The sequence below is a fragment of the Pseudoalteromonas sp. US3C1004 genome, from assembly GCF_048401065.1.
GTDB classification, from domain to species: Bacteria; Pseudomonadota; Gammaproteobacteria; order Enterobacterales; family Alteromonadaceae; genus Pseudoalteromonas; species Pseudoalteromonas undina.
This window is the reverse complement of record NZ_CP183073.1, coordinates 2,030,326-2,043,542: the sequence shown is the minus strand read 5'-3', so window position 1 is coordinate 2,043,542 and position 13,217 is coordinate 2,030,326. Positions and strand designations below refer to the sequence as shown.

Below are 13,217 nucleotides of genomic sequence, written 5' to 3'. Positions count from 1 at the left end.
AGGTAGTTGTTCATAATGGCGTATCTGTAAGCCTATGTTCCAAATCGGGCACACCAGTGTGAGATATATCCTACATTAGTGTGCTCTTTGTCAGTTTAAATCCATTATTTATCCGTTTATAAGCATCAAGCTTCTGTTATTTATAGCTATTTTTGTTTTTTCAATTTTGTGACATTAAATTTTTTAGTTTTCCTCACTATTATACCCAGCCGTTTGCTTTAAACTTTACTTTGTCAAGACGACATAGCTCAATGACTGAGCTAATGCCATGGATATGGAATCAGGCAGCATAGTAGTGACTAGCAGGAAGCGCAAAGGACAAGTTAACACGGATGCAAGGATGAAACAGGAAGTACATGAAGTACTAAAATAGCTAGGAGCTATTTAAAGGATACCAAGGATGATGCGATAGGACATTGCAGGAGCGTTAGTTTACGCAGGACGGCCAAGGCGGCAAGAGGATATTGCAGGATGCAATGGAGGGCTAACACGGTAGTTTGCTCGTTCAGTGGATGATAAACAAGGATCAGGTAAAGGATACCTTACAGGATGTTGGCAATTAGGGCGTAACTGAGGTTACGCCTTGGTTTTTTGTTACAAAAATTATATCTTATGTGGTGGCACAACCACACTTTTTAGCTTTTCATCTTCCATGATTAACACTCCCTGATAAGCATTTTCACCATCGCTTGAAAATTCAAAAATAAATTCGCTTTTCATGCCCGGTTTACCACTTTTTAAAATGCCAAACCGACGCTTGCTACAAGCCACACTCATTAGTTTTACCTGCAATTGCTCACTTTGGCGTTTGGCATGAACGTTCGCTGCTTCGGCTATTTTACGATTTAGCCAAAAAAAATAAATTACAGCCCCAATAAGTATGAACGTCCATAAACTAGCCATTTAAGAGAATAACCTTCCAATTGCGCGAGCTAACGTCTCGCTTCTGTTTTCTTTACGTAGTAATGCTAATAAATATGGGCGAATAGTTGGAATTGCAACTAAATCTGCAAAAATGCTGGGAAATAACTCAGCTATTTTCTCATGGTGCGCACAGTTATCCATAAATACATGCAAACGCTGTGGCTCTTCTAATTGTTTAAAGCAGCGACCTGCAATAGTTAATAAAATGTCTGAGTCTTGCCCAAGCGTAGATTCTAAAGCGCAGTCAACCAGTTGTGCGCTAAGCCCTGTTGCTTGCCCTGATGATATGGCGCGAAGCGCGGCAGAAGCCGTAACCACATCATTATTCTTAAGGGCGGTTTGTCCATAACTTAACAATAACTCACTTAACGTGGGTGGTATTTCGATGTGTTCAAGCATTGCGCTTAATGGTTGTAATACTTCAACAGGTAAATTAGGCCACGCAGCGTGTAAGTGTTTTAAGTTATCAGCACAGTTGAGGCGATAAGCAAAATCAGCAATGCCTTGTAGCGCCACACTTTGCCAATTATCAAAACCAATCTGGCCACTAAAATAAAGCTGGGCATGCTCATAATACTGTGAGGCTGGTTGTTTTAATAACACTTTAACTTGTGCATTAAACGCCGCTAATTTATTAGCATTAGGAGTAAATACGTAAGGGTTATTATCGAGTTTGCCATCGGCTTGTTCGCCGGTAATTTCTGTTCCTAGTGCTTGAATTACCATGTCTGCAAAGTGGTCGCGGCTGGCACTAACGAGTTTACTTTGTTCATCAAGTGGGAATTTTAAAAACCACACATAGGGTTCTTTGCTAGCTTTACTGTCCCAAAATTGAATCGCTAGCCATGCATGGCCTGCTAATGGGTAAGGGTAAGGAACTTGTGCTTGTTCAACAGCTAAAAATTGTTGTTTATCAAGCTTGGTAATATGCCTGCCAATATCAAAAGCACGCCATTGAGTTCCTGCACCGTCTAAAAGCTGGCCTAATGTGGCTATATGTTCACTCATGAATTTCCAACTGTTTTTACTACAAAATTACGCTAATTATACGCCATAGCGACTGTTGAGGGAACAGGGTATAATTGTGCAATATACAAAGTAAAGGGTGATTATGACTGAGCAAACCCAACTCTATTTAACACAATTAACTGCGCTACTTAAAAAGTATCAGCTTTGGCAGAATGAGCCGATTGACCCTGCATTGTTGCATTCAAGCGTCCCTTTTTGCCATGATACGCTTGCATTTGAACAGTGGTTACAGTTTGTATTTATAGAAAAAATTCAACAGATTATTACAATGAAACAACCGTTACCGCGTAATTTTGCGATTGCTCCTATGGCGCAAATGACACTCATTGATAAGTCCGGAAGCGAAGAGATTATTTCTTTGCTGACGCAATTAGATTCATTGCTTGGAGAGTCAGATGACTGAACGTCCAGCGCCAGTTGAATACGGCGAACTGAACATTCTCTATCAAGATGAGAACTATGTAGCGATTGATAAACCATCAGGCTTACTTGTTCATCGCTCCTTTTTAGATAAGCATGAAACTCAATTTGCAATGCAAATGCTACGCGATCAACTCGGTCAGCATGTGTTTCCTGTGCACCGTCTTGATAGGCCGACATCGGGTGTGTTGTTGTTTGCTTTAAGCTCAGAAGCCGCGCGTGATATGAATCAGTTGTTTATTGAGGGCACGATCTCAAAGCGTTATTTAGCTTTGGTACGCGGATTTGCGCCTGAATCTGTTTTTTTAGATAAACCGTTAAAAGAAGAACTAGACAAAATCGCTGATAAATTTGCCGATCAGGATAAAGATGCTCAAGAAGCACAAACCCAGTTTAATTGTTTGTATCAAGCTGCGTTGCCTATCTCTATAGGAAAATACCCAACGGTTAGGTATTCTTTGGTAGAGTGTTTTCCTAAAACAGGGCGTAAACATCAAATTCGTCGCCATTTAAAACATTTGTCGTTGCCAATAATTGGCGACGTTAACCATGGTGATAACCAGCATAATCAGTTTTTTAGAGAACACTTTTCTCTTAGGCGATTAATGTTATTTGCTACAGAGCTTAGCTTTGTACATCCTTATAGTAACGAATCGATAATAATTAAAGCGCCACTAGGTGATGCAATGTTGAGTATTTGCAAACAGTTAGGGTGGCCAAGTGAAGAAAAGGATTATTAATGGCACATATTAGTATTTTTGTAGGCAGCGTGTATGGTGGTGCTGAACGTTTAAGTGAGCAAATAAGCGATACTATAGAGCAAACTGGCCATCAGGTAAGCGTATTTGCAGAGCCAAGTTTAGAAGATCTAAAAAATGCATCGCATATTTTAATTGTCACCTCAACAACAGGCCAAGGTGATATACCCGCTAACTTGGCAGAGCTTTATAATCAGCTTAACAGCACCTTTCCAATGTTAACTAATAAGCCATTTGGCATCGTTGCTATGGGTGACAGAAGCTACGGTGATACGTTTTGCGCAGCAGGGCGTAGCTTTGATGAACTATTACGTGACTTACAAGCAAAACCTGTGGGTAATCGATTAGAAATTGATGCCTGTGAAGACTTTGAGCCTTGGCCTGTCACCGAGCCGTGGTTACAAACTTGGCTTGGTAAATTACCCTCTTAAATGCGCAGACTCTAAATGAAAAAACATAAACTGAGTTTAATTGTGCTTGCAGGTGGCTTAGGTAGTCGCTTTGGTGGCAATAAACAAATTGCAGAAATTCCAGGGCTAAATTGCACTATTATGGAACTGAGCATTGCTGATGCGTATCGCGCAGGGGTGACGCAGGTGGTGCTGATAATAAACCAAGCGGTACGCAGTGAAATAGAGCGTACTATTTTGCCCCGATTACCTAGTGATATTGATGTGGTGCTGGTGGAGCAACACATTGAGCAGGTTCCCGAACAGTTTAAAGCAACACTTGCCCAGCGGAAAAAACCCTGGGGAACAGGTCACGCTCTGCTGTGTGCCAAAGCCCACATTAATAACCCCGCTATTGTGATCACTGCCGATGACTATTATGGCAAATCTTCGTTTGTATTACTGAGTGAGCACTTTAAAAGAACCGCTGAATGGGCAATGGTAGGGTATCCGATTATTGATACTCTTTCTGAGCACGGTGGTGTTAATCGTGGGGTATGTAATATTGCGGATGGAAAGCTTGTTGCCGTAACCGAGTATTTGAATATTCAACAACAGTCTGAGCATATTTTTGGCGATAACCCACAGGGTTTACGTGAGAAAATTAGCCCAAACTCCCTAGGCTCGATGAGTTTTTGGGGGATCACCCCCTGCTTTTTTGACTATTTGCAACAAGGCTTTGAAACGTTTTTACAGCAATATAACGTGAATACTCAGCAAGAGTACTACTTACCTGATCAAATCCAGAAAGCTATTAATGTAAAAGCACAGCCTGTATTTGTATACACTGCAAAAGAGCCTTGGTTTGGTGTTACCTATAAATCAGAACTGACAAGCATTGCGGCTACTTTGTGCGCATTGCGTCAAGCATAAAGATGGTAGTACCAATTTTATTATAAATATGATCAATCTAGCATGTTAAATAACCCGCTACCTGCGTTAAAAATTATTATCGCCTTGGGCGAAAAGAGTGAAGTAGAAAATGAATACAGTTCCTATAGAAGTTTATTTATCTGAGAGTTTTGGCCTTGACGAGAAGCATGCGAGCATAAAACCCATAGGCAGTGGGCATATAAATACTACTATGTTATTAAGCACTTCGAAGCGGTCACTGGTTGTACAAAAGCTCAATACGGTGGTGTTTCCAAAACCACAGTTACTTGTTGATAATGCGCGATTAATAGAGCAACACTTAAGTAAAAAACAACAAGCAGGTGAATTCAATCTAGCAATAGTACGCCATGTAGCGACGACTCAGAATGACTATTTAGTTAATGATGATTATGATACTTGGCGAGCACTTGAGTTTATTGGTGGCAGCTACAGTGAAGATGTGGTTAATACTGCTAGCCAGGCACAAACAGCGGCCAATGCATTTGGCCAATTTGCGCAAGCGCTACAAGACTTTGACGCGAACAATTTACATGCGGTTATTCCTAATTTTCATAACTTGGCCATGCGTGCAGAAGTCTTCAAGCAAGTGGTTAGCACCGATCCTCATAAACGTTTGGCTCATTGTCAGGAAGAGGTTGATTTTTGCCTGTCGCAGCTTTCACTTATCGATGAGCTTAATGCCCTTGAGGGAAAAGTGCCTATTCGTGTGTGCCATAACGATACTAAAATAAACAACATGCTATTTTGCTTAGACTCTAATAATGCAAAAGCGGTGATAGATTTAGATACCTGTATGCCTGGTTATTGGCTTAATGATTTTGGCGATATGGTCAGAACATTTTGCTCTGCAGAGCAAGAAGATTCAACGGTGCTTGAAAAGGTAGGTGTTCGTGAAGATATTTTTGCAGCGATTGTTAAAGGCTATGTTGAGCCACTAAAGGGGGTATTAACACCCGCCGAGAAACAAAGCTTTTGGTTAGGAGCTAAAGTAATGCCCTTTATGATTGGCTTACGCTTTTTAACTGATTATATAGATGGTGATAATTACTTTAGCGTTAAGCATAAGAGACACAACTTAGATCGCGCAAAAAACCAATTTGCCTTATACAAGGATATAGTAAGTAAGCAGCAGGTCTTAAAGGAGATTTTGACTCAGGTATAAACCCAATTAATTATATTGCTCAAAGCGTTATAACTAAAACTTTGAGCAATATAAATTGAGGTTAAACATTGAAAGTATGTGTTAACTTCCAACATCTCAATTTTTTACTTATTAAGCATCCGCTAGTTTTACACGGATTTTGCTTTTGTCTACTGTGGTTTGATTGAGGGCTTTAATTGCGCCTTTAACTTCAATGTCATTAGGCATTTCTACAAAGGCAAAGCCTTTAGATTGGCCTGTTTCTTTATCGAGTACCAAGTTACAGGTGGTCACTTTACCGTGAGCCGTAAATAGCGTACGAAGTTCATGCTCAGTAGTGGCACGTGATAAGTTACGAACTAATAATTTCATATATAACCTAAATAATGGGTTCAAGCATAATTATCTCAAGTAACCTTGCTTTAACCTAACGTTATTTTATAAACAGTAAAAATAACTATTAAAAAACAAAAAACCGCCTAATGGCGGTTTTTTATACATTGCGAGAGATTACTTTACTTCTTTACCCGCTGCTTGTTGATCTGCATGATAGCTTGAACGTACAAACGGGCCTGAAGCGGCGTGTGTAAAGCCAATTTCATCAGCATATTCTTTTAATGCGTCAAATTCAGCTGGTGGCACGTAACGCTTAACGGGTAAGTGATGCTTAGACGGTTGTAGGTATTGCCCTACAGTAAGCATATCAACGTTATGAGCACGTAAATCGCGAAGTACTTCCTCGATTTCGCTAATTTCTTCACCAAGGCCAACCATTAAGCCTGATTTTGTTTTAACCTCAGGATGGGCTTCTTTAAAGCGACGTAATAATTCAAGAGACCATTTATAGTCAGCACCTGGGCGCGCAAGCTTATATAAACGTGGCGCCGTTTCTAGGTTGTGATTAAATACATCTGGCGGCGTTTCAATTAAAATTTCTAACGCTCTGTCCATACGGCCACGAAAATCGGGCACTAAAATCTCAATGGTAATTTCTGGATTATGCTTACGAATTTCGCGGATACAATCAGCAAAGTGCTGAGCACCACCGTCACGTAAATCATCACGGTCTACAGAAGTAATAACCACATAGCTTAACTTCATGTCTTTAATGGTAAGTGCCAGCTTTTCAGGCTCAGCGGCATCAGGTTTTAATGGGCGACCATGTGCAACGTCACAAAATGGACAACGACGTGTACAAATAGCCCCTAAAATCATAAAGGTCGCTGTACCGTGGTTAAAACACTCTGATAAGTTAGGACACGAAGCTTCTTCACATACAGAGTGAAGGCCATGTTTACGCATTGCTTGTTTTATGCCGTCAATCCGCTCGGTTGACTTAGGTAAGCGAATTTTAAGCCACTCTGGCTTACGGAGCATTTCGGTTTTTTCTGTTGGTAAAACTTTAACGGGGATCAACGCCATTTTTTCTGCGTCGCGTAGTTTTACACCTGGTTCCATTTTGACTGGTTTATTCATTCGTTTTCAAACCCTTCAGTATGCTTAACCTGTGTTGCATTAAGCTTCTTGATCATGTGTTTTACCAGCCCTTCACCTGCAGCTTCAAGGTTTTGAGGGCCATTTAGTTCTTTAGTTTGCACCATATTCATGCCCGCATAACCACATGGGTTGATGCGTAAAAATGGACTTAGATCCATATTAACATTTAATGCCAAGCCATGAAATGAGCAGCCACGACGAACTCGTAAACCTAAAGAGGCAATTTTACTGTCGTTAACGTAAACACCTGGGGCATCCGCTTTCGCGTATGCATCTATGGCGAACTCTGCAAGGGACTCAATGATGCACTCTTCAAGCCAAGTAACTAGCTCTCGCACCCCAATTTTTAAACGTCGTAAATTAAATAATACATACATCATTTGCTGACCAGGGCCGTGGTAAGTCACCTGTCCACCGCGGTCAACTTTAATCACTTCAATATCACCTGGGGCGAGTAAGTGCTCATCTTTACCGGCTTGGCCTTGGGTAAATACACTTTCATGCTCTACTAACCAAATTTCATCTGGCGTATTTTCACCACGGGTGTCGGTAAAGTCTTGCATTTTTTGCCAAATCGGCATGTAACGCTGACGACCCAGTTGGCGTACGATTAGGGTGTTTTCGCTCACAACAAATCTCAACTATAGCTTAAAGCATATGGCGCACGTCATCGATATTGCTGATCACGTTGTAAATTTCTTCAATGTGTTTGCCGCTTGTTACTGTGGCCACTAAAGTGACTGACTCATAGTTACCTTTACTGCTCGGTTTTACTTTTGGCGCGTAATCACCCGGAGCGATAGGTTGTAACTTTTCTAAAATTTGATCAGTTAAGTTTACGTTTGCTAAACCCATAATTTTAAATGTAAACGGGCAAGGGTACTCTAGGTACTCATCAAATTTAGTGTTTTTAACAGGTTCAACCACGACGGGAACTCCTCAAACAAAAGTGTTGGCTCAACTTATACGTTAAGCTTAAAACTGACAGGCTAATGACAATCTTGAAATGATGTTACTTTTGACCTAAGCCAACGATAGTCATTCAATACGATTGGTATATATGGGGCGCATTCTAGCACTTTTCAAGCAAAAAAAAACGCCTCACAGAAGAGGCGTTCATATTACTTTACTCGTGCTTACATTATTTGTAAGCGTAAGTAGTCATATATTTTGCTGAAGAAGCTACCTTCTTGTATTTCTTCAAGTGTAACTAGCGGATATTGTGCAATATCTTCGCCTTCAAGTTGTAAAAACAGCGTGCCTACTTTAGTGCCTTTAGCTAAAGGTGCTTCAAGCGTATCGTCAAGCTCAAAGTTTGCTTTCAGGTTTTTATGTTGGCCACGAGGGATTGTAATAGGGGTGTCTTCTAAAATACCTAAAGAGACATTCTCTTTGTTACCCATCCAGATGCGTTGCTCTGCAAAACTATCGCCAGCTTTGTAAGGCGTAATTGTTTCAAAAAAGCGGAAACCGTAGTTAAGCAGTTTTTTACTTTCAACTTTACGCGCACGCTCACTTGAAGTACCCATAACTACCGCAATTAAACGCATGTCGTTTTTCGTTGCCGAGGTGACTAAGCTGTAACCCGCATCAGATGTATGGCCTGTTTTAATACCATCAACATCTAAGCTTTCATCCCATAACAACGAGTTACGGTTATATTGCTTTATACCATTGTATGTAAATGACTTTTCTTTATATAGTGCATATTCGTCCGGCACATCTCTGATCAAGGCTGCGCCAAGTGTGGCCATATCGCGTGGCGTTGTGTAGTGCTCGTCTGTATCAAGACCGTGACTATTAATAAAGTGAGTATTTGTCATGCCTATCTTTTCAGCATGGGCATTCATTAAATCTGCAAAGGCACTTTCGCTGCCTGCAATATGCTCAGCCATGGCAACACAGGCATCATTACCTGATTGCACAATAATACCGTGATTAAGTTCATCTACACTTACTTGCTTACCCACTTCAATGAACATTTTAGATGATTCAGGAAAGTTTTTTGCCCACGCTCTTTCACTGATAGTTACCATATCGGTGGGTGCGATATTACCCGCATTTATTTCTGTACCAATTACATAACTAGTCATCATTTTAGTTAAGCTAGCAGGAGCAAGTTTTGTATCAGCTTCACCTTCTGCAATCACTTTACCTGTGGTGAAGTCCACCAAAAAGTAACCTTTAGCATTAACTTGAGGAGGGGCTGGAATAATTTGTGCGGTGGCTGAAAAGACGGCGGCAGAACAGACTAAGCCGCAAACACCAGTAAGAATTTTATGTTTAATAGATTTCATCATACTCATTAATGGTTAAAGTTAAAAATATGCATTCTCCCTATTCTAAAGGGCTTACTGAGTGTAAAGCAAGAACGCGTTTTGAAATTGATTTTGTTTTAATGTTTCTAGTACTTGTTGCGCGTGTTGGGCATCTTTTATCGGCCCTAAGTGCAATCTATAAATACCGTCTTTTTCGACGATATTTGTTGGTAATTTATATTGCTCTCGTAGTGTGTGTGCCAATGCTTCTATGTTGGCTAACGTACTACCTGCAGCTACTTGAACATAGGTTTTTCGTGCATGGGTATCTGCAAGGGTAATCGCTTCAAGCTTAACCTGTGCTGTACCGTATTTATGGTAGCCAAGTTTATAGGCTGCAGCATAAGAAAGATCAATGATTCTATCGTCATGAAAAGGCCCGCGATCGTTAACCCGTACTATAACAGATTGGCCATTGGCTGTATTTGTTACGCGCACAAAACTCGGTAAGGGCAAGGTTTTGTGAGCTGCCGTCATAGCGAACATATCGTAAATTTCGCCGTTAGAGGTGTGATAACCATGAAATTTTCGGCCATACCATGAGGCAATGCCCGTTTCTGAATAACCTGTTTCATCGAGCATAGGGGTATAACGTTTGCCCAACACTTCGTAAGGGCGTGTGGTGCTCGCGCTTTTTATAACTTTAGTGACAATAGCATCTTGCATTTCTAATTCAGTTGGTGCTCGAAGAGGCGCTGCATCATGGCGCATGCTGTAACGGCTATTTGAACTGCTACATGCACTTAAAAAGAGGCTAACGAGTGCAATAATTATAAGTTGTTTATAAAGGCGCATTATTTTAAGAGCATCCTTTTATCTGTGGCAATCGACATAATAATGCCAAATGCAGCCATCAAGGTCACCATTGAGGTGCCGCCATAACTAATTAATGGTAAGGGAACACCTACAACAGGTAATAAACCCGAGACCATACCAATGTTTACAAAAATATAAACGAAAAATGTGAGTGTCAGAGAGCCTGCGAGTAACTTGCCAAAAGCTTCTTGTGCATTAACTGCAATAAATAATCCACGGCCAATGATGAATAAGTACAGGCTAAGTAAAATACACACACCAAATAAACCAAACTCTTCACTCAGTACAGAAAAAATAAAATCGGTATGTCGTTCAGGTAAAAATTCCAGTTGTGATTGTGTGCCTTGCAACCAGCCTTTGCCTTCGATACCGCCTGAGCCAATAGCAATTTTTGATTGAATAATATGATAGCCAGAACCAAGCGGATCGCTCTCAGGATCTAAAAAGGTCAGTACTCTTTGCTTTTGATAATCGTGCATACCATAGTGCCAAAATGGCCACGCTGCCAAAGCAACAACTGAGCTTAAAAAGCCAATTAAACGCCAACTCAAGCCAGATAAAAACAATACAAACACCCCCGAACTGGCAATCAAAATTGAGGTGCCTAAATCGGGCTGTTCCTTAATAAGTAAGGTGGGCAACATTACAATGGCAAAGCCAATAATTAAATGAAGTGGACGCGGTGGTAAGTGGTTACGACCAATGTACCAAGCCACCATCATAGGAACCGCTAATTTCATCAGCTCTGAGGGTTGAAAGCGGGTAATACCTAAATCTAACCAGCGTTGAGCGCCTTTAGAGCTTACACCAAATAGTAGTACTCCAACTAGCATGAGTAACCCTAGGCAATACATGGGAATGACTAAGCGTTTTAACGTAGCGGGGGGGATTTGCGCTAAAACAAACATTCCAATAATTGCACCTGCCATGCGGGTTACATGGCGGATCATCATAGCCGAGTCTTGGCCAGAGGCACTATAAACGATAGTGATGCTGCCAGCCATCATCAGTAATAAAGCAATTAAAAGTGGCAAGTCGATATGCAGGCGTAGCCAAATAGAACGCTTATTATGTAAAGCCGTCATGGTACTTTACTCCCTGAGGATTGAATTGGGTTAGCTGCAAAATAATAATCCATTAATTGACGGGCAATCGGCGCACCTACTGAGCTTCCGCCTCCGGTATTTTCTACCACAATAGACACTACTATTTGTGGGTTGTTGTAGGGGGCAAAACCGACGTAAATGGCGTTATCACGTTGGCGCTCTTTAAGTGCATCGGCGTCGTAACGCTCGCCTTGAGCAATACTGACTACTTGGGCTGTACCGGTTTTACCTGCTGGATCGTAGGTAGCGCCTTTAAACGCACGATGGGCAGTTCCGGTGGTTTTTTTAACGGTGTTATGCATGGCATCAATCGCGATGCGCCAGTTATCTTCATTATTGAGTACAACAGGTGGCTTTTCTTCATTATTGAGCTGAGTAATTTGATCTTCTTTTTTAGCAACTTGCACTAAATGAGGAGGGTGATTTATCCCTCTGTTAACTAAAATATTAGTGGCATTCGCTATTTGAATGGGGGTGGCAGTCCAATAACCTTGGCCAATTCCTACAGAAATAGTATCGCCACGCCACCACGACTCTTTAAAACGATCTTCTTTCCACTCTTTTGAGGGTAAAATAGCGGTTGTTTCTTCATGAATATCAATACCGGATAACTCACCAAAGCCAAAGCGAGCCATAAAGTTACTTATTTTGGTGATCCCCATACGATAGGCTGCGTCATAAAAGTAGGTATCGCATGACTCTTCTATTGCCTTGTAAACATCAACATGGCCATGGCCCCAACGTCGCCAATCTCGCCATCTATGCTCTACGTTTGGTATTTGAAAAAAACCTGGATCCCACATGGTGGTGGTTTCTTGCACTATGTTTTCTTCTAATGCCAAAATAGCCATGTGCGGCTTAATAGTTGATGCGGGTGCATAGCGTCCTTGAGTGGTACGGTTGATCAGTGGACGATCAGGGTTGAGTAGGGCTTTGTAGTCTTTACTGCTAATACCGTGCACAAATAAATTGGGGTCATAACTTGGGTTTGAATAAAGCGCTAAAACGCCGCCATCTTTTGCATCCATTACCACAATAGCGCCGCGCATATCTTTAAGTGCATGTTGGGCTATTTGTTGTAAACCAATGTCGAGAGTAAGTACTAAGTCGTCACCCGGCTGCGGTGGATCCATGTTTAAGGTGCGAATAATACGGCCACGGTTGTTTACTTCAACCCGCTGTGAGCCGACTTGTCCATGTAGTAATGGCTCGTAATACTTTTCGATACCCAGTTTACCAATATCATGCGTGGCTCGGTAGTTTGTGGCTTCATCTTGTTGTTCAAGCTTATTTAATTCTTTTCTATTGAGCTTTGCAACATAGCCTAATGCATGGGTTAAAGTATCGCCAAAGGGATAATATCTCGCTAGGCGCGCTTCAATGCTAAACCCTGGAAATTTATGTTGGTTTACTGAAAACATCGCTACTTCATTTTCATTTAAACGGGCTTTGAGGACTTGGCTTTTAAAACGTCGAGTATGTTTTATATCATCAAGAAAATCAGCTTGTTGTTGCTCGGTTATTTCAATGATTTTGCTGATAGACTTCAAAGAGGCGGTTAAATCATCAACTTCTTCGGGGATCACTTCAAGGTTATAAACGGGCTTATTTTCGGCTAGTAAAACACCGTTGCGGTCGTAGATAAGTCCGCGATTAGGTGCAATAGGGATTACTTTTATGCGGTTGTCATTAGAGCGAGTTTGGTAATCTTGGTGGTCGTCAACTTGAATGGTGTACAAGTTAGACAATAATATGGCTACTAAGGCTAAGATAAAAATAAAACCCACAAATGCACGCCGAGCAAATAAATTAGCTTCTGCTGAGTGGTCGCGAATAGTGGGTCTTCGTTTTAGCATGGCAAGAAA

At 41.2% G+C, this 13,217-nt stretch carries 15 protein-coding genes; 5 read left to right on the top strand and 10 right to left on the bottom strand.

The genetic code is table 11. The annotated features are described in order from the left end of the window. Positions 1-603: 603 nt before the first annotated feature. Positions 604-903: a DUF3301 domain-containing protein gene (locus tag ACNSN3_RS09590; RefSeq protein ID WP_418607161.1), complete on the bottom strand. Its 300-nt coding sequence runs from the start codon at positions 901-903 to the stop codon at positions 604-606. Next, positions 904-1,932, bottom strand: a complete 1,029-nt coding sequence (locus tag ACNSN3_RS09585) for a DUF3549 family protein (RefSeq protein ID WP_418607158.1) — start codon at positions 1,930-1,932, stop codon at positions 904-906. Between the two features lie 103 nt (positions 1,933-2,035). Between ACNSN3_RS09585 and ACNSN3_RS09580 the strand changes: the two genes are divergently transcribed. The 5 genes from ACNSN3_RS09580 (at position 2,036) to ACNSN3_RS09560 (ending at position 5,636) form a co-directional block, all read left to right on the top strand. Next, positions 2,036-2,356 carry a YqcC family protein gene (locus ACNSN3_RS09580; RefSeq protein ID WP_008109420.1) on the top strand — a complete coding sequence of 107 codons (321 nt, stop codon included), beginning with the start codon at positions 2,036-2,038 and terminating at the stop codon, positions 2,354-2,356. Further along, the gene (truC, locus tag ACNSN3_RS09575) at positions 2,349-3,113 is read left to right on the top strand and encodes a tRNA pseudouridine(65) synthase TruC (RefSeq protein WP_418607157.1); all 765 of its coding nucleotides are present in this window, start codon (positions 2,349-2,351) and stop codon (positions 3,111-3,113) included. Before ACNSN3_RS09580 ends, truC begins: the two co-directional genes overlap by 8 nt. Then, positions 3,113-3,562 carry a flavodoxin gene (locus tag ACNSN3_RS09570; protein ID WP_055012795.1) on the top strand — a complete coding sequence of 150 codons (450 nt, stop codon included), beginning with the start codon at positions 3,113-3,115 and terminating at the stop codon, positions 3,560-3,562. The genes truC and ACNSN3_RS09570 overlap by 1 nt, the downstream gene beginning before the upstream one ends. Positions 3,563-3,577: 15 nt before the next feature. Next, entirely contained in the window at positions 3,578-4,453 is an 876-nt protein-coding gene (locus ACNSN3_RS09565; RefSeq protein ID WP_418607155.1) for an NTP transferase domain-containing protein, read from the top strand. Between the two features lie 109 nt (positions 4,454-4,562). Continuing rightward, positions 4,563-5,636 (top strand): phosphotransferase enzyme family protein, encoded by a 1,074-nt coding sequence (locus ACNSN3_RS09560; RefSeq protein WP_418607154.1) that lies wholly within the window; start codon positions 4,563-4,565, stop codon positions 5,634-5,636. A 111-nt stretch (positions 5,637-5,747) separates the two neighbouring features. On the opposite strand, the gene ACNSN3_RS09555 is transcribed toward ACNSN3_RS09560, so the two are convergent. The 8 genes from ACNSN3_RS09555 to mrdA all read right to left on the bottom strand — a co-directional run bounded on the left by ACNSN3_RS09555 (position 5,748) and on the right by mrdA (position 13,208). Continuing rightward, a complete protein-coding gene (locus tag ACNSN3_RS09555) occupies positions 5,748-5,987 on the bottom strand; it encodes an RNA recognition motif domain-containing protein (protein WP_008109433.1) in 240 nt (79 codons plus the stop codon). A 138-nt stretch (positions 5,988-6,125) separates the two neighbouring features. Beyond that, complete coding sequence (gene lipA / locus ACNSN3_RS09550) at positions 6,126-7,091, bottom strand: lipoyl synthase (protein ID WP_008109434.1); 966 nt, start codon at positions 7,089-7,091, stop codon at positions 6,126-6,128. Further along, the gene (gene lipB, locus ACNSN3_RS09545; protein WP_418607152.1) at positions 7,088-7,741 is read right to left on the bottom strand and encodes a lipoyl(octanoyl) transferase LipB; all 654 of its coding nucleotides are present in this window, start codon (positions 7,739-7,741) and stop codon (positions 7,088-7,090) included. Before lipB ends, lipA begins: the two co-directional genes overlap by 4 nt. 19 nt (positions 7,742-7,760) lie before the next feature. Continuing rightward, positions 7,761-8,039, bottom strand: coding sequence for a DUF493 family protein YbeD (gene ybeD, locus ACNSN3_RS09540; protein ID WP_008109437.1), 279 nt, complete (start codon positions 8,037-8,039; stop codon positions 7,761-7,763). A gap of 209 nt (positions 8,040-8,248) precedes the next feature. After that, on the bottom strand, positions 8,249-9,409 hold the full coding sequence (locus ACNSN3_RS09535; protein WP_054202495.1) for a serine hydrolase: 1,161 nt from the start codon (positions 9,407-9,409) through the stop codon (positions 8,249-8,251). 54 nt (positions 9,410-9,463) lie between these two features. After that, positions 9,464-10,225: a septal ring lytic transglycosylase RlpA family protein gene (locus ACNSN3_RS09530; RefSeq protein WP_054202452.1), complete on the bottom strand. Its 762-nt coding sequence runs from the start codon at positions 10,223-10,225 to the stop codon at positions 9,464-9,466. Then, on the bottom strand, positions 10,225-11,331 hold the full coding sequence (gene rodA / locus ACNSN3_RS09525) for a rod shape-determining protein RodA (RefSeq protein WP_010388283.1): 1,107 nt from the start codon (positions 11,329-11,331) through the stop codon (positions 10,225-10,227). The genes ACNSN3_RS09530 and rodA overlap by 1 nt, the downstream gene beginning before the upstream one ends. Next, positions 11,328-13,208: a penicillin-binding protein 2 gene (gene mrdA, locus ACNSN3_RS09520; protein WP_010388286.1), complete on the bottom strand. Its 1,881-nt coding sequence runs from the start codon at positions 13,206-13,208 to the stop codon at positions 11,328-11,330. The genes rodA and mrdA overlap by 4 nt, the downstream gene beginning before the upstream one ends. Positions 13,209-13,217 lie beyond the last annotated feature (9 nt).